Raw genomic sequence first — 18,432 nt, 5'->3', positions numbered from 1 at the left:
TCATGGCCTATACGCAGGACCAGATCGACAAACTGAAGGCGGCGATGGCCAAAGGCGTGACCAGCGTCGAGGTCAATGGCGAGCGGGTGCAGTTCCGCAGCCTCGACGAGATGCAGCGCCAGTTGGGCCGGATGCAGGCCGAGGTGACGGGGGCGGGGCGGGTCTCCACCCTGCGCCAGCTGCGCCCGCGCCTGAGCCGGGGGCTGTGATGGCCGGCCGCAGCAAGGGACCAGTGCAGGCCGGTCCGCGTCTTCTCGACCGGATGATCGGCTATCTCGCCCCTGAGGCGGGGCTCTCGCGGATGCTCGCACGCAAGCGGCTCGGCATGCTTATGCATTACGATGCCGCCTCGCGCTCGTCGCGCACCAGCAGCTGGCATGGCACGGGCAGTTCCGCCGATCGGGCGGGGATGGCGCAGGGCGCGCGGATGCGTCTGCGCGGGGTGAGCCGCGATTTTGTGCGCAACCGCCCCTATGCGGCGCGCGGGATCTCGGTGATCACCGGCAATGTGGTGGGCACGGGGATCATCCCTTCGGTCAAGGCCAGCGCCGACCGCACCCGCCAGAAGGCCGAGGCGATTGTGCTCGGCCATCTGGGCAGCACCGATCTCGATGCGATGGGGGTGCTGCATCTGGCGGGGCTCCAGCGGGCTGCGATGAATGCGGTGGTCGAGGATGGCGAGGTGCTGGTGCGCAGGCGCTGGCGGCGGGGGGCGCAGGCGCGCCGGCTGAAGCTGCCCTTCCAGATCGAGCTCCTCGAGGCCGATTATCTCTGCCCCTGGGTGACCTCCCACGGCGGGAACGAGGTGATCGACGGGCTGGAGATCGGGCCCGAGGGCAGGGTGGTGGCCTATCACCTTTTCCGCCAGCATCCGGGCACCGCCTCCAGCCGCACCGATCTGTCGGTGATCCGCGTGCCGGCCGAGGATATCCTGCATATCCGCCGGATCGACCGTCCGGGCCAGCTGCGCGGGATCAGCTGGTTTGCCCCCGTGCTCCTGACGCTCGGCGATCTGTCGGATTATCAGGAGGGCGAGATTCTCAAGCAGAAGATGGCCGCCCTCATGGCGGGCTTTGTCGAGCGCGAGGATAATGACGGGCCTGCGTCTTCGTCGGATGCCGAGGAGGAGGCCGAGGCGATGGGGCTCAGCAATGTGGCACCCGGCACGCTGACCGAGTTGCCGCCCGGGACCAAGATCTCGTGGAGCACACCGCCGAAGGTGGATGGCTATGACCCGTTCATGCGCCAGACGCTGGCGGCGGTCGCGATGGGGCTCGGGATCACCTATGAGGCGCTGGCCGGGGATCTGAGCCATGTAAACTCTCCTCGGGCCGGATGGGGCGGATGGAGATGGACCGCAATGTAGAGACCTGGCAGCAGCAGGTGATGATCGGCCAGCTCTGCGAGGGGCTCGGGCGCTGGACGCTCGAGGCCTGGCAGATGGCCTTCCTGCGCGCGCCGGGCTTTACGCTGGGCTGGACCGCCCCACGCCGTCCGGTGATCGACCCGACCCGCGAGATCCCCGCGAAGATCCGCGAGATCGAGGCGGGGCTGACAAGCCGCCAGCGGGCGCAGCGCGAGATGGGGCTCGATCCGGCGGTAATCCGGCGCGAGCGGATCGAGGATGCGGCGCAAGACGAGAGCGAGGGCGGTGGGCCGGTGCCGCCCGCTCCCAGAACCACGCGACCGCCGACGGCGACGACGACGGCGAGACCAGACGCGGCGCAGGCGCAGCCCGCCGCGCGCAAACCCTGAGGACAGTTCCATGCCACAGCCTTTGCTACAGGGCGCAGAGATCGTGCTGACCGGTGCGATCCTGCCGGACCCTTATGTCTATCCCGAGGATGAGGGCGTGTTCAGCCCCGCCATGGTGCGCCGCGCGCTCGAGGCTTGTGCTGGCCAGGCGGCGATCACCATCCGGATCAACTCGCCGGGCGGGGATCCGTCGGCGGCCGAGGATGTGCGGATGATGCTCACCGAAGCCCCGGCGCGGATCACCATGCGGATCATCGGCGAGGCGTCTTCGGCGGCCTCGCTTCTGGTGATGGGCGCGGACCGGATCGAGATGAGCGCGGGCTCGGTGATGATGATCCATGACCCCTCGGTGCTGGCCATGGGCAATGCCGCCGATCACCTGAAGGCGGCCGAACGGCTCGACAGTGCCGCCCAAGGGTACGCCGCGATCTATGCGGCCCGCGCGCGGATGAGCCCGCAGGAGGCGCGCGCGCTGATGATGGCCGAGACCTGGATGACCGCCGAAGAGGCGGTGGCCAAGGGCTTTGCCGATGCGGTGATCGCGGGCGAGGCGCGCGCGGGCCCGCCCGATCAGCGACCCGCAGCCACGATGAGCGCGGAGATAGCGGCCGAGAGCATTGCCGCCGCGCAGCGCCACTATTCCGAGACCTGCCTGCGGATGTCCTCGCTGACCGGCCGCGCGCCTCACCCCCAACCGACACAACCGGCCGAGACGGCCCTCAAGGAGGTATCCATGACCACCCCCACCACCCAGACGACGACCCCGACCACGCCGAATGCGGGCGACACGGCCAGCAGCACGCCTGCGGCCCTCAGCATGACCAGCGCAGTGGCACCGGAGGCCGGCACCGCGCCCGCGCCCCAAACCACGCAACCGATGCAGATGAGCTCGGAGCAGGCGGTGGCCAACGAGCGCCGCCGCGCCCGCGCGATCCTCTCGGCCGCGCGCCCGCATATGAGCGCGGGCAGCCTGAGCGAGAGCTTTGTCGAGGCGCTGATCGATGAGGGCGTGAGCATCGAGACCGCCTCGCATCGCATGCTGCAGGAGATCTCGGCCGCCCAGCCCGATATCTCGATGGCCCGCTCCGAGCGCGGCTACCAGCCCGCCCGCGTGGGCCGCGAGGATCGCGACACGCGCCGCGAGGGCATGACCATGGCGCTCACCTCGCGCATCTCGGGGGAGGCGCCCGCCGATGACCGCGCGCGGCCCTATATGGAGATGTCGATCCACGAGATGGCGGCCGCCTCCATGGGCGCCCGCGCGCCGGGCTTTGGCTCCTATGCCTCGCGCGAGGATGTCATCATGAGCGCGATGCAGAGCGGCTCGGACTTCCCCAATATCCTCTCGCTCTCGGTCAACCGCGTGCTCGAGCAGGGCTATGATCTTGTCGGGGGCACCTTCACGGCGCTCTCGCGCGAGATGGAGTTCAACGACTTCCGCGAGCATAGCGTGGTGCGCCCCGACGAGTTCCCGACGCTGCAGAAGGTCAATGAGACGGGCGAGATCAAGTTCGGCTCGATCGGCGACAGCTCCGAGACGTTGGCGCTCGGCTCCTATGCCACGGGGCTCGCGATCTCGCGCCATGCGCTGGTCAATGACGATATGGGCGCGATCCAAGGGGTGATCGACAATGCCGGCGCGATCGTGCCCGAGTTCGAGGAGAGCCTCTTCTGGCAGATCTTCCTGTCGAACCCCAAGCTGCGCGATGGCAAGGAGGTCTTCCATGCCGATCATGGCAATCTCGGCACGGCGGCGGCGATCTCGGTCAATGCGATCTCGGCAGGGCGCAAGGCGCTGCGCCAGATGAAGGCCGCCGATGGCAAGCGGGTGATCACGATGAATGCGCCCGCGATCCTGCTGGTCGGGCCCGAGAACGAGACGCTGGCCGAGCAGTATATGGCGCAGAACGTGCAGCCCACCAAAGCCACCGATACCAACCCGTTCGCAGGCAAGCTGCGCCCGGTGGTGGTCGAGGCGATCGAGGGCAAGGAATGGTATCTGCTGGTCGATCCGTCAAAGCGCAGCCATTCGTTCAAACATGGCTATCTGCGCGGGCGCAAAGCCCCGCGGGTGCGGGTGGACGAGCCCTTCGGCACGCAGGGCATGCGCATGACGCTCGAGCATGATTTTGGCGCGGGCGCCGTGAACTATCGCGGGGCCTACCGCAATCCCGGCCAGTAAGCGGGCAGGCAAAGACCGATGACCTGACAGAAGAGCGCCCCTTGTGGCGCTCTTTGTCGTTTGACCTCTGACCAAAGGAGACAGCCATGAAAGGCTATTACCACAAGGGCGACAGTGTCGCTGTGATTGCCCCCTATGATGTGACGGCGTCCGAGCCGGTGAGGGTGGGCGTGCTCTTCGGCCTGACGGGCTATGCCGCAGCCGAAGGCCAGGAGGTGGAGATCACCCGCCAGATCGCCTGTAATCTGCCCAAGCCCGCGGCGCTCGCAATCGCGGCGGGGGCTGCGCTTTACTGGGATGCGGAAGCGAAAGTGCTGACCACCGAGATCGGGGCCGAGGGGGCGGAGAAGCCGCTGGTGGGCGCCGCCCTGACGGATGCCACGGCGGGCAGTGCCGTGGTCTTCGGCCTCCTCGATGGCACGATCCGGTGAGTTACTTCCTGACGGGGATGGCGGATATCTGTTCCGACCTTCTGGGCGAGCCGGTTACCTACACCCCCAAGGGTAGGGCATCGCGCGAGATCCAGTCGATCTTCCGCGCGGAGCCGATCAAGGCCGAGGATCAGGACGGCCACCCGATCACCATCATGGCGCCCACCTGGCGGGTGCGGCGGGATCTGGTGCCGGATCTCGCCAAGGGGGACCGGATCGACCCGCAGACGGGTGATCTCTATACCATCGCGCTGATCCGCCCCTCGGGCTCGCCCGCCGCCGATGCCTTCCTGATCTGCGAGCTCTCCAAGGTGCGTGCATGAGCCGGACGCAGTTCCGCCGCCTCGCGCATGAGGCGCTAGCGGCCTCCGCAGACCTCGCGGGCGTTACATTGGTCTCGGCCTGGGCGGGGAACTTCTCCGCCAATGACCTGCCGGTGATGGGTGTGGCCACCCCGCGCGAGCGGGGGCGGGCGGGCACACTGGCGTCGTTCGAGCGCGAGGTGCTCCTGCAGGTGGTGATCAAGCGCTTGGGCGGCGCGGAGATCGAGGACCAGCTCGACCGCGATGCCGAGGCGATCGAGGCGGCGGTGATGGGGGCCTTCGGCACCGAGCGGATCACCCTCACGCCCGAGGAGGTCACCACCACGCTCAATGGCGAGGGCGAGGCGGTGATCGGCACCGCCGTCATCAGTTTTACGCTCCAATATCTCAAACCCCTGCGCCGGTAAGGCGCGGGGATCGTTCTTCACAGCAAAGGAGCTTCGCGATGCCGAAGGTCAAGAATACCGGGTCGAGCGATCTGACCCTGCCGAGCGGTCATACCCTGCCCGCAGGCAAAGAGACCGAGCTGCCGCAAGCGGTGCTCGATCTGATCGACAACCGAAACGTGCTGGGCGGGCGTATCCGCTCGGGTGCGATCACTATCGCGGCGGAGACCAAACCCGCCGCGACGTCCGAGAAGAAAGGCTAAGCCATGACCCAACGCACCTATATCGGGGCCACTGTTGAAGTGGCCGAAGGCAAACCCGCGACGCTCGATGCGGCAGGCTTTGGCGCGCTCACCGGTTTTGCCGAAGTGGGCGAGATCACCGAGTTCGGCGAGATCGGCGACACCTCGGAAGATACCACCGAGACCACGCTCAAGGGTCGCACGCTGCACGTCAACGGCGCGCTCGATGGCGGCACTTGTGACTTCACCTTCCTGCTGACCGGCGACACGGATGCGGGTCAGGAGATCCTGATGGCCAAGTCGAACACCAATGAGGATGTCTCGGTGAAGATCACCGATCCCGATGGCGAGGTGATCTACTTCCATACCAAGGTCGCCAATATCCGCGACCGTTCGCGCACGGCCTCCACCGCCAAGGGCATGACCGGCCAGTTCCGCATCAACTCGGCGCTGGTGCGGGTCGCGGCCTAAGCCAACAGACAGAGATCTCCGGCGCCTGAGGGTTGCCGCCGGAGCAGGGCGGTTGCGGGCGTGGTTCACCCGCAGCCGCTCTTTTGCTTGAACCCGAACCCAGAAGGATAAACCCCATGGACTTCACCAAATTCGACAGCCGCTCGGCCGCAGACAAACCCGCCCGCCTGCATCTGAAAGACCCCGCCTCGGGCGAGGAGCTCTTTGCCGATGAGGCGCGGAGCAAGCCCTGCGTGGTGCTGGTGCGCGGCACCGAGAGCCGTGCCGTGCAATCGGCCCTGCGCGCCGTCCAACGCGCCAAGCTGAAGGACAAACCCAAAAAGGAAAGCGAGGAGGCCCGCACGCTCGAGGATCTCCACGCCCAGATGGTGGATGGCGCGGTGCCGCTGATCACCGGCTTCGAGAATATCGCGCGTGGCGAGGCGGCACTGACCACCTCCGAGGACGATCTGCGCTGGTTCCTGAACCTGCAGATGATCAACGGCCAGGAAGGCGAAAAGAGCTTTGCCGAGCAGGTGCTGGCCTTTGCCTCGAAACGCGAGAGTTACCTGGGAAACGCAAACGCGCGCTGATCGCCTATGCCCGCCAGCTGGGCCATCTCCATTCCACGCCGAGATCGTGGAGCGAGACCCGGCTGGCCTTTGCCGAGCGCATGGGGCGGCCTTTGGGGCTGCCCGAACTCGATGCCGGCAGCTATCTGGTCGAGGCGATGATCCGCCTCGATCCGGTCCGCTCCACCGGCCTCGATCTGCGCGCCACCGACTGGCCCGAGATCAGCGCCTTCATGCAGGCCACGGGGCGGATCACCGAAGGGTGGGAGGCGGAGCTGCTGTTCGAGATGTGTGCGGGGTATTTTGCGGCACGCCAGGCGGGGGAGGATCCGTTGGCCGTGGGAGGATGCGCGATTTAGAACAGTTTACCCCGCTTGCGTCAGATGCTCCCAGAGGATCATGCCGCCGATGGCGACCAGTACCACACCGCCCAGCGTTTCGGCGATGCGGCCGAAGCGGGCGCCGATATAGCGTCCGACCAGCAGGCCAGTCGAGCTCATGACCATGGTGGTGCAGCCGATGGCCAGCGCGATGATCACGATATTCACCTGCAGGAAGGCGAGGGACACACCAACGGCCATCGCGTCGATCGAGGTGCCGATCGCGGTGACGAGGGTCGCCCAGAAGGAGACGGGCCCCGCATCCTCCTCGGCGTCACGGGTCCATGCCTGCAGGGCCATATGGATGCCGACGCCGGCAAGCAGCGTGAACGCGATCCAGTGATCGACCGCTTGCACATAGCGCGACGCGGCCATGCCTGCCGCCCAGCCGATTAGCGGGGTGATGGCTTCCACGATGCCGAAAACTGCACCGGTGCGCAGGGTTGCGGCGAAGTTCGGGCGTGCGGTGGCCGTGCCCTTACCGAGTGACGCGATGAAGGCGTCGAGAGACATTGTCAGGGCGAGAGCGCCGATCGAGAAAGGTGACATCAGGTGATCCTCAAGGGCTTGCCGGGCGAAGGACAGACCCCGCCCGCAGAGTCCGATCGCCACGGTCTCGCAAAATCCCGATGGATCAGACACGCCACGCGGTATCGCCGCGAGAATGTTGACGTGCCTCCGCTCGCGCGGTCGCTACTCCCCGATGCCTCCCAATTGGCGGCAGGGGCGCGAGCTGTCAACCGCGGATCGAGCGAAAATGGCCATTCGGCTGATAAAACAGCATATTCATAGCCTTAGCTATATTTCCTACCTTTGGATTGCGCTCGGGAAACAGGCCCGTCTGCCGGAATTCAGGCAGGCGGGCTTTCGGGACTATCCCAACCAACCCCAAGGGGCGGACCTCACGGTCTGCCCCTTTTTCCATTCAAAAGAGGTGTGCCATGGCGATGGGCCAGATGGGTGCGATGCAGGCGAGGCTCGGGCTGGACCTGAGCCAGTTCCAGTCGGGGGCGCGGGCGGCGAGTGCCGAGGCGCAGAAGATGGCGGGCAATATCAATCAGGCCTGGGCGGGGGTGCGCAATTCGGTGGAGGTGAAGGCGGCGCGGTCGTTTGACCAGCTGCGCGCCTCGATCGATCCGGCCTTTGCCGCGAGCCAGCGTTATGCGGATGTGCAGCGTCAGGTGGCGGGGTTTGTGGAGAGCGGAGTGGCGAGCCAGCGCGCGGCCAATCAGGTGCTCGAGCAGGCGGCGGCCAAATATCTCGGCGTGGCCTCGGCGTCCGATCGGGCAGCACAGGCGGCACGGGCGGGCGAGGCGGCGCAGGCGGAAGCCGCGCGCACGGCGCAAAATGCCGCGCGCAGCTACGAGAACCTGCGGGCCTCGGTCGACCCGCTCTATGCTACCTCGCAGCGTTATAAGCAGGCGGTGGAGGTGCTCAATGCCGCCCAAGCCGCGGGGGTGGTCGATGACCGCGCGCGGGCCAATACGCTGCGGCTTCTGGGCGAGCAGCTCTCGGCCACAAGCGGCGTGATGCAGCGCACGGGCGGGATCTCGGGGCGGATGTCCTCGGCGTTTTCCAATGCCTCCTTCCAGGTGCAGGACTTCTTCGTGCAGATCGCAGGCGGCACCGATGTGATGCGGGCTTTTGCGATGCAGGCGCCGCAGCTTCTGGGCGCTTTGGGCTTCTCGGGGAAGCTGGCGATGATAGGCTCGGCTCTGGGGACGCTGGTGGCGGTGGGTGCTGTGGTGCTGCCGATGCTTGGCGATTTTGGCCGCAAGGCCAAGGATATGGGCGAGGCGGTCGATGATCTCGAAGGCTCGCTCGGCGATCTGCGGTCTGCCCTCGATGTGGCAGCGATCCCGATGGCCGCTTTGCGCAAGGAGTTCGGGCTCAATGCCGAAGCCGCGCGCGAGATGAACCTCGCGATGCTGGATCTGGCGCAGCTGAAGGCGATGAATGATCTCGATGCCTCGACCGAGTCCCTGCGCACCCGCTTTGCCGATCTGGTGGTGCAGGTCGACCAGTTCGATGCCGCGACACGTCAGGCGGGCGGCGCGCTGCGTGAGGATTTCCTGACCATGGCGCAGACCAGCATTCGCCAGCTGCAGAGCCAGTTCGGGCTGACGATTGTCGAGGCGCGCGGCGTGGCCGATGCGCTGGCCAAGATCAATTCGGGCGATGTCGATCAGGTGGCGGCAGGGGCGAAGGACCTGACACAGGTGCTGATGTCGGTGAAGGATAGCGCGGGCCGCATTCCGCCTGACCTTCAGGAGGCGGCCTCGGCGGCAGCGCAAACGGCGATCGAGGCGCTGCGGCTTGCGGGCTATGCTGATCAGGCGGAGAAGATTGCGGCCAATCTGCCGGTGGGCCTCAATAGTGCCGCCGATGCCGCGCAGCGTCTGGCCTCGGCCATGGCGGCGGCGACCGGCTTCTCGGCCAATCTCGATGCGCAGATCAGAACGCTCGATGTACAGATCGAGGCCACGCGGAACAGGCAGAATGTGGCCAATGCCACGCGGATCGCGGGGCTCGAGCTGGAAGCTCAGGCGCGGCGCGATGCGGCGGTGGCCGCGGGCGAGGATGCTTTGGCCGCCGATGCGCGGCTTGCCATCGATCAGGCGCAGATCAAAACCATGTCCGACAAGCTCGCGACGCTCGATCAGGTGACGGCCGCGCAAAAGGCCTCGACCAAAGCGGGCACGGCGGGGCTGAAGGCCGCGCAAAAGCTCGAGAAGGCGCAGGCGAAAGAGGCCGAGCGCTGGCGCGATCTGATCGATCCGATGAACCGCTATCGCCGCGAGCTGGGCGAACTCAACACTCTGGCGAAGGAAGGACTCCTCACGCCCGAGGAAGTCCAGAAGGCCATGGCGCAGCTCAATGCCGATCTGGCCGATAGCCTGCCGCTGGTGGGCGAACTGACTGACACGCTGGTCGACGGGCTCTTCACGGGGTTCCGGACCACTTTGGGGAGCATTGGCGATATGTTCAAATCCTGGCTCAAACAGATGATCGCCACGGCGGCCAAGAACCGCATTCTGGTGGCGATGGGCGTCACGGGCTCGGTCTCGGGCGTGGCCGGCACGGCAGCGGCGGGAACAGCGGCCACGGGCGTGATGCCCGGCGGCAGTCTGGGCTCGATCGCCACCAGCGGGCTGGGGCTCGCAGGTGTTATCGGCACCTCGGTCAATGCCTTCATCTCGGGCGCGGGCGGGCTGATCACCAGCCTCACCGGCGCGGGCGGCGGGTTGGCGGCGGCGGGCACCTATCTCACCTCCGTGCTGGGCGGGGCCACGTCGGGGATTGCCGGTCTCTCGGCCGCGATCGGGGCGATCGCGCTGCCGGTGGCGGCGGTGGGCTTTCTGATCTCGGGGCTGATCGGCAAGACCAAGGTGCTCGACACCGGTATCCGCGCGCTAATCGGCGGGAGCGATGTGACGGTGCAGACCTATGAACGGATCGAGAAGTCGCGCTTCTGGGGCCTCTCCAAATCGAAGCGCACGAATTACTCGGCAGCCTCTTCCGAGATCGCGGATCCGATTACGCAGGCCGTTTATGGCGTGCAGGACAGCATTGCCGTCGCGGCCTCTGCCTTGGATATTGGCGCCGAGGCGTTCGACGGCTTTGCCTATGAGCTGAAGTTTTCGACCAAAGGGCTCTCGGAAGACGAGGCGCTGGAAGTGCTGCAGGACAGGCTCACCGAGCTGGGCGATGCCTATGCGAAGCAAGTCACGGGGCTCGAGGCGTTCTCGGCTTCGGGCGAGGGGGCGATGGAGACCATCAACCGCCTGGCCTCGGCGCTGCAAACGGTGAATGCCGCGATGGATACGCTGGGCAATGCCTTCCGCGCGACGGGGCTGATCGGCGCCGATATGGCCAGCCAGCTCACGCAGCTCTTTGGCGGCGATGAGGCGTTCGGCACGGCTGTCAGTAGCTATTACGAGGCGGTCTATTCCGAGAGCGAGCGGCTCGCCACGCTCACCCGCCAGACAACGGAAGCACTGGCCGAGATGGGGATCGCAATGCCCCAGAGCCGCGATCAGTATCGCGCGCTGGTCGATGCGATGGATCTGACCACCGAAGGCGGCCGCGAACTCTGGGCGACGCTGGTCGGCATGGCGGGCGTCTTTGACGAGATCCTGCCGCAGGTGGCCTCCTTCACCGCGCAGATCGAGGCGCTCTCGGGGCAGGTCTCGACCTCGCTCGATGGCGCGATCACCGCCTATACGGCCGCGCAACAGGCCTCGGCGCAGGCGGCGACCAACTGGTATAAGGCGGCCGACAGCATCGCCGAATTCGTGGCCGAGATGCGGGGGACCGCCTCGGCCATGACCTCACCGCAATCCGCACTGGCCTTCTCGGCCGCGCGGTACCAGTCCACGCTCGCTTCGGCCAAGGCGGGCGATCTCGATGCCACAAGCGGGCTCATTGGTGTGGCGCAGACCTATCTCGATCGGGTCGCGGCCACGGCCACCAGCGCGCTCGATGTGGCCCGCGCCCAGGCGCGCGTCGCCTCGGATCTGGGGCAGGTGGAAGGCATCGCCCAGATCGAGGGGGCGAAGTCCGAAGCGATTGCGAGCCTGACCCAAAATCAGGTCGATCTGATGACCGAGGCGCGGGACTATCTGGCGGCCGGCAATGCGCTGAGCGAGGAGCAGATCACCACACTCGAGACCCAGCTTGGGAGCCTTGATGAGGCCATCACGGCGGCTGCGGAGATCAACTATGCCAGCCTGCAAAAGCAGATCGATCTGGCCATTGATGTGGTCGAGGACGCCAAGATCCCCGACTATCTGAAGGCGATGCTTTCCGATAGCGCGGCGGGTGTCACCCGCTATGTCGACTTCATCACCCGATCCGACCTCTCGGCCGACCAGAAATGGCTCGCGCTGACCGGGGCCTCGGAACATGTGAAGACGATCAGCCTGATCGCGGATCAGGGGCAGATCAGCGGAGATCTTCTCGATCTGGCGCTCACCTCGGCCGATACGCTGGTCAAGACCATCAGCTATATGTCGGGGACGCTGCTGCCTGCGGACCTGCAGGCGCTGGCGCTCGAGGATGCCTCGAGCCTTCTCAAATCGATCCGCTGGGTGGCACAGAGCCTGCCGGCGGATCTGCGGGCGATCGTGTTCAACGATATCGACGCGCTCGACAAGGTGATCAACTTCCGTGTCGGGCAGTCGGTCTCGGGCACCGTGCAGAAGCTGGCCCTGGGCGAGGCGGAGGAGTTCCGCCGGATCCTGAATCTGGTCTCGGGCCAGCTGGTCTCCTCCCGAGTGCAGGCACTGGCGCTCGACGATCCGTCGGGCTTCCGGCGCAGCCTGTCGATCGTGGCGGGCGCGCTGCCCTCGGGGCGGGTGCAGACGCTGGCCCTCGATACGGCCAAAGCCTTCACGCGTGTGCTCGACTTCCAGCTCGGGCGCACACCGCAGGCCAAGGTCTGGTCATTGGCGCTGGCCACGACGTCGAAGCTGCAGAAGACGGTGAACCTGCTGACGGGCCGCAAGCTTGATGCAGAGACCATGCGGGTGGCGCTGGCCGGCAATAGCGAGTTGGCGCGGGTGGTGAATGTGGCGCTGTCCTCCAAGGCGGATACGCGGGCGGTCAAACTCGCGCTCGGCAATCTCGGCGCCTATGCGGTGACGGTGAATGCGGCTTTGGGCAAAGGGATCACCGGCGATCTGCGGCAGCTCGTCTTTGCCGGGCAGGGCAGCTATGCGGCGATGATCGAGGCGGCCTTCTCGAAGGGGCTCACCGCCGATCAGCGCCGGATCCTGCTCACGCAGCAGGGCGGCTATATCGCGCAGATCACGGGCGTGCTGGCGGGCAATCAATCGGCGCAGATCAAGGCGCTGCTCTTGAACGCCAATACATCGGCCGCGCGGGCGATCACCATCCGCGCCGCCTTTGCCTCTAACCTCTCGGCCGATCAGCGGGCGGCGCTCTCGAGCGCGGCGCTCACCGTCTCGCGCATCATCGTGGGCACGATGCGGCTGGGCTCGCTCTCGGGCGACCAGATCCGCATGCTCAGGGCGGCGAGCGGGACACTGACCCGCACGCTGAAGGGCACGGTCGATCTCTCGGGGCTCACCGCGCAGCAGAAGAGCCTGCTGGCGGCGGTCTCGGGGGCAAGCTCGGGCCGGATCACATTGGGTGGGTCCTTCCGCTTTGATCCAAGCTCGGCCTTTGCCAACCTGATGACCAACTCGGTCAAGGCGCCGATGGAGGCGGCGCGGGCCAGCATGGTGGGGCTGCGTGCGAGCTTAGGTGGCCTTCGGAGCGCAGTGGAGGCACAGAGCGATCTGCTGAAAGCGCAGCAGAAACAGGCGCAGGTGGCCGCGGCACAGGCGAGCTATGACAGCCTGATGGACCAGCTGGCCAACTTCACGCCGGATCAGGCGGTGGGGGCCCCGAGCAAGCTCTCGACATGGTCCTCGGGCGGGCTGGCCGCACTGGCCTCCTATCAGGTGGGCAACAAGACATTCAGCGCGCAGGACAGTAAAAAGCAGCTGGTCATGCTCGACCGGAAGGAGGACCGGGCGACCTACAATGCCATCGTCGCGCAGCTCAACACCAGTGCCTATGAGCAGGCGATGGCCTACGCCACCCGCCTCAATGATGCGGCGGCCGCGAGTGACCTGAAAGAACAGGCGCTCGAGACCTCGCTGCAGGAAGCGGCCCGCGCGCTGCGCGATCTCGGCGTCGATATCGAGATCCCGCAATTTGCAGCGGGTGGCCTGCATACAGGCGGGCTCAGGCTCGTGGGTGAGAAGGGCCCCGAGATCGAGGCCACGGGCGCGAGCCGGATCTGGTCGGCCGATCAGACCCGCCGGATGCTTTCGGGTGGTAACGGCGGCGGGCAGGGCGCTGACACGGCGCTTCTGGCCGAGGTGAAGGCGTTGCGCGAAGAACTGGCCGGTATGCGCACCGAACAGCGCCAGCTCGGACTGAGTGGCACCAATGACATGCGCAAGCTGCGTATGATCGAAGAACGGCGGGAGGCCGAGACGCAATGACGCAAGCCCTGATGATCATCCCCGTGCCTTTGGGCGCGGGGAACATGCAGGCCTCGAACGTATCCGAGGATGACTATGGCAACTGGGCCTCGGGCACCTCTTATGCGGTGGGCGATCGGGTGATCCTCACCGCCACCCATCGCATCTATGAGGCCCTCGCCCCCGGATCCGGCGTGCATCCGGTCTCGGGCAGTAATGCCGGAGATTACTGGGTGGAGGTCGGCTCGACCAATCGCTGGCGGGCGTTCGATGCCACGCTGGGGCAGGCCACCACGCGGGGGGAGAGCATCACCTATACGCTGGGGCTCCCCGCGCGGGTCGATGCGATCGCCTTCATCGATCTGGTCGCGATCTCGCTGCAGGTGGTGATCCGCGATGCGGGGGGCGGCGTGGTCTATGACCGTACGGCCGATCTCCTCGACACAAGCCAGATCCAGAGCTGGGCCGACTTCTTCACCTATGAGGATAGTTTCGACCCCGAGCAGGTCTTTGTCGATCTGGGCGCGCTCTCGGGCTTCACGCTCGAGATCACCATCTCCAATCCGGGCGGCACGGCCTCGGTGGCCGAGATCGTCATGGGGCGGGGGGAATATCTGGGTGATGTGCTCGATGGCTCGCGCTCGGGCTTTACCGATTACTCCCGCCGCGAGACCGATGACTATGGCAATGTCTCGATCGTCAAACGCCCGACGGCCCGCAAGGCCGAATGGCAGCTGGCCTTTGACACGGCCGCCAATCGCCGGATCCAGCGCGCGCTCGAGCAGGCGCGCGGCGCACCCGCTTACTTCTACCCGGGCGACGGTATGACGCCCTTCGCCCTCGCCGTCTATGGCGTGGCCGATGACTTCTTCCCCGCGCTTTCGGGCGGCGGGCGCACGATTGCAACCCTTACCCTGACAGGAGTGGCCTGATGGCAAAACCCACCTATACCCCACCACCCAACGAGGCCCCGATCCTCGGCGACCCGAGCTTTGCGGCCAAGGCTCAAGGCTTCCTCGGCTGGTTCCCCGTCATGGGCGAATACATGCAGGGCATGGGCGACTGGATCGAGACGATGATCGGCGATGTGCCCTCGGACAATATCGCGGCCTTCGCGCATCTGAACGGGGCGGCGAACAAGCTGCCCTACTTCACGGGGGCGGGTGCGATGGCCATGGCGGATCTCACGGCAGATGGGCGCAGCCTCATGGGCCAGAGCGGCACCTTGAAGGCGTCGGGCGGGGTGCTGGCAGGGACGGGGATCACGCAATCCGATCTGGATACCACGCCGCAGCGCCTGCTGAAGGTTGGGGATAACGGTATCCTCGGGCCGTTTCCGACGATGTCCGCTCTGGGGATTACGAGCATCGATGATATCCCGGCGGGCGTGAGCTGTACCAGCTACGGATCGACGGATGATCTGCCGGAGGAGGCGAACCTCGGGCTTCTGATCACCCGTGGAAATAACGCTGGCACAGTGTATCAGGACTTCTTCCAGACCTACCCCTATCCGGGAGCGCAGGGGCGGGCGTGGCGTCGTCTCCGCTATAGTGGCACATGGGGCGAATGGGTCCGGCTTTTTACGGAATACGGTTCCAACTCGAATGGTGCTTATGTCCGGCATCCTGACGGCACACAGCAATGCTGGTTGCTCAAGTCCCTGTATTACGATCAGGCCCAAAGGTTGAAAGGTACATGGACCTACCCCGCGGCCTTCACGGCCTCACCGGTCTGCGAAGCAACGCTTCAGTCGGAAACGCTGATATCCTCGGAGGTCGGGTTGACCAGTCTGAGCAATATCGGTGTGCGGGCCCCGAGCACCACCTCCACGGAGATCTTTCTCTATCGCGCAGGCACATCCGGGGTGAGCTTTGCTTCCGGCGACACCTGTCAGGTTCATGTGCGCGCGACCGGGCGCTGGAAATAAGGAGCCATCATGCAAATCATATTCTCACCGATCGTGCGCAGCCCCGGCACCGATTACGAACTGGTGTCTCTCTCGGTCAAGGGCGAGGTGCTCGCCATCAACGGGATCGAGTACGATCTCACCACCCTGAAGACCGATCCCGATAACGACATGATCATCGGCGGGGGCTACATCCAGAGCGCCACTCAGGTGGATGGCGAATGGACCGTCACGCTGCTCCTGCCGATCGGCGATAATGCCTCCGGGGCGCAGCGCTTTCCCGATCCTGTCACGGTGGCCAGCGGGCCGGTGCCGCTGCCGGCGCCGCCCGCGCCTGAGCCAGAAGAGACCAGCACAGAAGATGCAGGATGACCCGCCCGAGAGGCGGGATTTTTTATGAGCGAAGCGAGGGGCGCATGTTTTCCAAACCTATCGAATACTGGGCGGTGCTGGCGGGGATGGTGATCTATGTCGCCACCCGCGACGCCGAACGCGAGCCGCTCGTCAAGCGCCTCGCCAAGACGGCCGCCAGCGCCTTCCTGACCGTGGGCCTCTCGCCCTCGGTCGCGCCCTATGTGCGCGGCTCCGAGGTGCTGGCGGCGGTGGCCATCATGTCGGTCGGGCTCATCGTGCTCGATGTGCTCACCGCCATGGTCCGCGATCGCGATTTCCTCAAGGACATGATCCGCAAGAAGCTGGGGGGCGGCAAATGAGCGACCATATCAAAACCGCCATCCGTGCCAACCGCCTGCCGATCTGGGTGCTGGCCGCGATCACCGTGCTGGCCGTGGCCGAGCCATGGATCCGGCAGGCGCAATCCTCGCGGCCCTGGCGCGACTTCACCGGTCAGACGCCCTTTGTGGCGGTGACCGTGACCTCCGCGAGCGTGACGCCCGAGGGGCTGCAGCTGATGGGCGATATGATCAAGCGCCGCTGCGAGTATCGCGGGCTCGCGGCCTATGTGGTGATCGGTGGCACCAGCTACCGCGCGGTGGTCGATACCTCGGGTGAGGAAGACCTCCGCCCGCCCGGCTCGCGTCCCCCCAATCGCCTCAAACAGCCCTGGGGCCCATGGGAGATCGTCTGGCCGGCCGAAAAGGCCATCCCCGAGCGTTACGAGCTCTGGGCCTATCACCAATGCCCGCGCGAGAAGACCGTGCAGGTGAATCTGTTTGTGGAGGGGAAATGGGAGGGGAGGTAGTGGGCGCGGTAGAACAGAAACCGTGAGTGGTCCCGCGCCCGAAACTTGTCACCCTTTAACTATAAGCCATGTCGGGTTTCCGGGCAATCTGTCCAAAAAGACAGTGCCGCATAAAAGAAGCGCGGATCTGTGACGGAGACAGAACCGCGCTGAAGTCCAACAGGGGATAACCTTCAGATGGAATTCGGAAGGGAGAAATTCAAGGAGGATGTCGGGGAATTTTCCCGCATTTGGCGAAAATCATAAGGAGGCTATTTATTAACATGAGATCATGTTAGCGTGGGGCTCTCAGATAAGGACATGAGTCGATATGCAGATGACAGATACTTTCGTCTGCCAGGACTCTCTGGGCAAACGCTACACCGTCCAGACTTGGCAGCCAAAAACCACACGCACACTGCCTTCGGGCAAGGCCCTCAGCATCAGGGGAGCGCAGAGCTTCTCGCTGGAGGATGGCACTGCTGTGCATGACCTGAAAAACGGGTCTTTCGCGATCCAGACCCAGCCGATCATCGTGATCCGCCGGGACGTCTGACCGGCTGCCTCGCTAGAGCTTCGTCGCTTCAATGATACCCAAGCCCCGCCATTGAGCGGGGCTTTTATTTTGCCCCTTTCAGGGGCCGGGGTGCTGTAACACCCCGACCGTGCGACTAGCGTCAACTAAACCGCACCGACCCAAGCTACTGCAAGACTGGTCGCCTGACCCCCGAGAGGGCGGGCGCCGTATCAAGCAGAATCATATGTATAATCAAGTCAAAAGCGCCCAACCCGTTGCACCGTGGCTGGGCGGCAAGAAACATCTGTCCGCACGTCTCGTGCAGAAGATCGAGGCGATCAACCATCACGCCTATATCGAGCCCTTCGTGGGCATGGGGGGCGTGTTCCTGCGCCGGCGTTTTAAGCCCAAGCTCGAGGTGGCCAACGACATCAACGGCGAGATCGTCAATCTCTTCCGGATCCTGCAGCGCCATTATCCCCAGCTGATGGAGGTGATGAAGTTCCAGATCGTCTCACGCCGCGAGTTCGAGCGGCTCCGGACGCAGCCGCCCGAGACCCTGACCGATCTCGAACGGGCGGCGCGTTTCCTCTACCTGCAGCGGCTGGCATTTGGCGGGCAGCTGGGCGGGGTTTTCGGGGTCGCGACCGATCGGGCGCGGTTCTCGCTCTCGCGGATCGGGCCGCTTCTCGAGGATGCGCATGAGCGGCTCGAGGGCGTGGTCTTCGAGTGTCTCGACTGGTCCGAGCTGGTGCGCCGTTATGACAGCGCGGGGAGCCTCTTCTACCTCGATCCGCCCTATTACGGCGGCGAGAATGATTACGGGAAGAACATCTTCGATCGCGCCCAGTTCGCCCGCATGGCCGAGCAGCTCGGCCAGATCAAGGGCAGCTTCGTGCTGTCGATCAATGACACGCCCGAGATCCGCGAGACCTTCGCGGGCTTCGAGTTCGAGGAGGTGGCGCTCAAATACAGCGTCTCGGCCAAAGGCGCGACCGAGGCGCGCGAGCTGATCATCTCGAACCGCTCTGAGGCCGGACGCTTGCTCTAAGCGTCTGCCTTCGAACCCCTACCACGCCCCGCCCATCCGGCGGGGCTTTTTCATGGAGAAAT

General features: G+C 65.5%; 20 protein-coding genes and 1 riboswitch. Of the genes, 19 read left to right on the top strand and 1 reads right to left on the bottom strand.

Annotated features, from left to right (window positions below; genetic code table 11):
* Positions 1–2: 2 nt before the first annotated feature.
* The 11 genes from WDB91_RS00735 to WDB91_RS00685 all read left to right on the top strand — a co-directional run bounded on the left by WDB91_RS00735 (position 3) and on the right by WDB91_RS00685 (position 6,700).
* Positions 3–209: a hypothetical protein gene (locus WDB91_RS00735; RefSeq protein ID WP_339113269.1), complete on the top strand. Its 207-nt coding sequence runs from the start codon at positions 3–5 to the stop codon at positions 207–209.
* On the top strand, positions 209–1,366 hold the full coding sequence (locus tag WDB91_RS00730; RefSeq protein ID WP_339113268.1) for a phage portal protein: 1,158 nt from the start codon (positions 209–211) through the stop codon (positions 1,364–1,366). The genes WDB91_RS00735 and WDB91_RS00730 overlap by 1 nt, the downstream gene beginning before the upstream one ends.
* Positions 1,351–1,755, top strand: a complete 405-nt coding sequence (locus WDB91_RS00725; protein WP_339113267.1) for a hypothetical protein — start codon at positions 1,351–1,353, stop codon at positions 1,753–1,755. Before WDB91_RS00730 ends, WDB91_RS00725 begins: the two co-directional genes overlap by 16 nt.
* Positions 1,756–1,765: 10 nt before the next feature.
* Positions 1,766–3,937: a head maturation protease, ClpP-related gene (locus tag WDB91_RS00720; protein ID WP_339113266.1), complete on the top strand. Its 2,172-nt coding sequence runs from the start codon at positions 1,766–1,768 to the stop codon at positions 3,935–3,937.
* An 86-nt stretch (positions 3,938–4,023) separates the two neighbouring features.
* Complete coding sequence (locus WDB91_RS00715; protein ID WP_339113265.1) at positions 4,024–4,368, top strand: capsid cement protein; 345 nt, start codon at positions 4,024–4,026, stop codon at positions 4,366–4,368.
* On the top strand, positions 4,365–4,691 hold the full coding sequence (locus WDB91_RS00710) for a hypothetical protein (protein ID WP_339113264.1): 327 nt from the start codon (positions 4,365–4,367) through the stop codon (positions 4,689–4,691). Before WDB91_RS00715 ends, WDB91_RS00710 begins: the two co-directional genes overlap by 4 nt.
* Positions 4,688–5,098: a hypothetical protein gene (locus WDB91_RS00705; protein ID WP_339113263.1), complete on the top strand. Its 411-nt coding sequence runs from the start codon at positions 4,688–4,690 to the stop codon at positions 5,096–5,098. Before WDB91_RS00710 ends, WDB91_RS00705 begins: the two co-directional genes overlap by 4 nt.
* Positions 5,099–5,136: 38 nt before the next feature.
* On the top strand, positions 5,137–5,340 hold the full coding sequence (locus WDB91_RS00700; RefSeq protein WP_339113262.1) for a hypothetical protein: 204 nt from the start codon (positions 5,137–5,139) through the stop codon (positions 5,338–5,340).
* Between the two features lie 3 nt (positions 5,341–5,343).
* Positions 5,344–5,790 carry a hypothetical protein gene (locus WDB91_RS00695; protein ID WP_339113261.1) on the top strand — a complete coding sequence of 149 codons (447 nt, stop codon included), beginning with the start codon at positions 5,344–5,346 and terminating at the stop codon, positions 5,788–5,790.
* A 116-nt stretch (positions 5,791–5,906) separates the two neighbouring features.
* On the top strand, positions 5,907–6,362 hold the full coding sequence (locus tag WDB91_RS00690) for a hypothetical protein (protein ID WP_339113260.1): 456 nt from the start codon (positions 5,907–5,909) through the stop codon (positions 6,360–6,362).
* A gap of 92 nt (positions 6,363–6,454) precedes the next feature.
* Positions 6,455–6,700 carry a hypothetical protein gene (locus WDB91_RS00685; RefSeq protein ID WP_339113259.1) on the top strand — a complete coding sequence of 82 codons (246 nt, stop codon included), beginning with the start codon at positions 6,455–6,457 and terminating at the stop codon, positions 6,698–6,700.
* Between the two features lie 6 nt (positions 6,701–6,706).
* Here WDB91_RS00685 and WDB91_RS00680 read toward each other — a convergent pair whose 3' ends face one another.
* On the bottom strand, positions 6,707–7,270 hold the full coding sequence (locus WDB91_RS00680; protein ID WP_339113258.1) for a manganese efflux pump MntP family protein: 564 nt from the start codon (positions 7,268–7,270) through the stop codon (positions 6,707–6,709).
* A 5-nt stretch (positions 7,271–7,275) separates the two neighbouring features.
* A riboswitch (yybP-ykoY riboswitch) is annotated at positions 7,276–7,439 on the bottom strand.
* A 223-nt stretch (positions 7,440–7,662) separates the two neighbouring features.
* Between WDB91_RS00680 and WDB91_RS00675 the strand changes: the two genes are divergently transcribed.
* From WDB91_RS00675 to WDB91_RS00640, 8 genes are all read left to right on the top strand, one after another.
* Positions 7,663–13,737, top strand: coding sequence for a hypothetical protein (locus WDB91_RS00675; protein WP_339113257.1), 6,075 nt, complete (start codon positions 7,663–7,665; stop codon positions 13,735–13,737).
* Entirely contained in the window at positions 13,734–14,648 is a 915-nt protein-coding gene (locus WDB91_RS00670) for a hypothetical protein (protein ID WP_339112863.1), read from the top strand. Before WDB91_RS00675 ends, WDB91_RS00670 begins: the two co-directional genes overlap by 4 nt.
* A complete protein-coding gene (locus WDB91_RS00665) occupies positions 14,648–15,643 on the top strand; it encodes a pyocin knob domain-containing protein (protein WP_339113256.1) in 996 nt (331 codons plus the stop codon). Before WDB91_RS00670 ends, WDB91_RS00665 begins: the two co-directional genes overlap by 1 nt.
* A gap of 9 nt (positions 15,644–15,652) precedes the next feature.
* Complete coding sequence (locus WDB91_RS00660; RefSeq protein ID WP_339113255.1) at positions 15,653–15,994, top strand: hypothetical protein; 342 nt, start codon at positions 15,653–15,655, stop codon at positions 15,992–15,994.
* Between the two features lie 44 nt (positions 15,995–16,038).
* Positions 16,039–16,335 carry a hypothetical protein gene (locus tag WDB91_RS00655; RefSeq protein WP_339112294.1) on the top strand — a complete coding sequence of 99 codons (297 nt, stop codon included), beginning with the start codon at positions 16,039–16,041 and terminating at the stop codon, positions 16,333–16,335.
* A complete protein-coding gene (locus tag WDB91_RS00650) occupies positions 16,332–16,823 on the top strand; it encodes a hypothetical protein (protein WP_339113254.1) in 492 nt (163 codons plus the stop codon). The genes WDB91_RS00655 and WDB91_RS00650 overlap by 4 nt, the downstream gene beginning before the upstream one ends.
* Positions 16,824–17,133: 310 nt before the next feature.
* A complete protein-coding gene (locus WDB91_RS00645; RefSeq protein WP_339113253.1) occupies positions 17,134–17,358 on the top strand; it encodes a hypothetical protein in 225 nt (74 codons plus the stop codon).
* Positions 17,359–17,563: 205 nt separating this feature from the next.
* A complete protein-coding gene (locus WDB91_RS00640; RefSeq protein WP_339113252.1) occupies positions 17,564–18,370 on the top strand; it encodes a DNA adenine methylase in 807 nt (268 codons plus the stop codon).
* Positions 18,371–18,432 lie beyond the last annotated feature (62 nt).

This window comes from Thioclava sp. GXIMD2076, from assembly GCF_037949795.1.
Taxonomy (GTDB): Bacteria; Pseudomonadota; Alphaproteobacteria; order Rhodobacterales; family Rhodobacteraceae; genus Thioclava; species Thioclava kandeliae.
This window is presented reverse-complemented; position numbering and strand designations above follow the sequence as displayed.

What these genes read in the sequence shown, in the direction of transcription:
- WDB91_RS00735 (WP_339113269.1), top strand. Translation starts at nt 3, where the DNA reads ATGGCCTATACGCAGGACCAGATCGACAAACTGAAGGCGGCGATGGCC.
- WDB91_RS00730 (WP_339113268.1), top strand. Translation starts at nt 209, where the DNA reads ATGGCCGGCCGCAGCAAGGGACCAGTGCAGGCCGGTCCGCGTCTTCTC.
- WDB91_RS00725 (WP_339113267.1), top strand. Translation starts at nt 1,351, where the DNA reads ATGGACCGCAATGTAGAGACCTGGCAGCAGCAGGTGATGATCGGCCAG.
- WDB91_RS00720 (WP_339113266.1), top strand. Translation starts at nt 1,766, where the DNA reads ATGCCACAGCCTTTGCTACAGGGCGCAGAGATCGTGCTGACCGGTGCG.
- WDB91_RS00715 (WP_339113265.1), top strand. Translation starts at nt 4,024, where the DNA reads ATGAAAGGCTATTACCACAAGGGCGACAGTGTCGCTGTGATTGCCCCC.
- WDB91_RS00705 (WP_339113263.1), top strand. Translation starts at nt 4,688, where the DNA reads ATGAGCCGGACGCAGTTCCGCCGCCTCGCGCATGAGGCGCTAGCGGCC.
- WDB91_RS00700 (WP_339113262.1), top strand. Translation starts at nt 5,137, where the DNA reads ATGCCGAAGGTCAAGAATACCGGGTCGAGCGATCTGACCCTGCCGAGC.
- WDB91_RS00695 (WP_339113261.1), top strand. Translation starts at nt 5,344, where the DNA reads ATGACCCAACGCACCTATATCGGGGCCACTGTTGAAGTGGCCGAAGGC.
- WDB91_RS00690 (WP_339113260.1), top strand. Translation starts at nt 5,907, where the DNA reads ATGGACTTCACCAAATTCGACAGCCGCTCGGCCGCAGACAAACCCGCC.
- WDB91_RS00680 (WP_339113258.1), bottom strand. Translation starts at nt 7,270, where the DNA reads ATGTCACCTTTCTCGATCGGCGCTCTCGCCCTGACAATGTCTCTCGAC.
- WDB91_RS00675 (WP_339113257.1), top strand. Translation starts at nt 7,663, where the DNA reads ATGGCGATGGGCCAGATGGGTGCGATGCAGGCGAGGCTCGGGCTGGAC.
- WDB91_RS00670 (WP_339112863.1), top strand. Translation starts at nt 13,734, where the DNA reads ATGACGCAAGCCCTGATGATCATCCCCGTGCCTTTGGGCGCGGGGAAC.
- WDB91_RS00665 (WP_339113256.1), top strand. Translation starts at nt 14,648, where the DNA reads ATGGCAAAACCCACCTATACCCCACCACCCAACGAGGCCCCGATCCTC.
- WDB91_RS00660 (WP_339113255.1), top strand. Translation starts at nt 15,653, where the DNA reads ATGCAAATCATATTCTCACCGATCGTGCGCAGCCCCGGCACCGATTAC.
- WDB91_RS00655 (WP_339112294.1), top strand. Translation starts at nt 16,039, where the DNA reads ATGTTTTCCAAACCTATCGAATACTGGGCGGTGCTGGCGGGGATGGTG.
- WDB91_RS00650 (WP_339113254.1), top strand. Translation starts at nt 16,332, where the DNA reads ATGAGCGACCATATCAAAACCGCCATCCGTGCCAACCGCCTGCCGATC.
- WDB91_RS00645 (WP_339113253.1), top strand. Translation starts at nt 17,134, where the DNA reads ATGCAGATGACAGATACTTTCGTCTGCCAGGACTCTCTGGGCAAACGC.
- WDB91_RS00640 (WP_339113252.1), top strand. Translation starts at nt 17,564, where the DNA reads ATGTATAATCAAGTCAAAAGCGCCCAACCCGTTGCACCGTGGCTGGGC.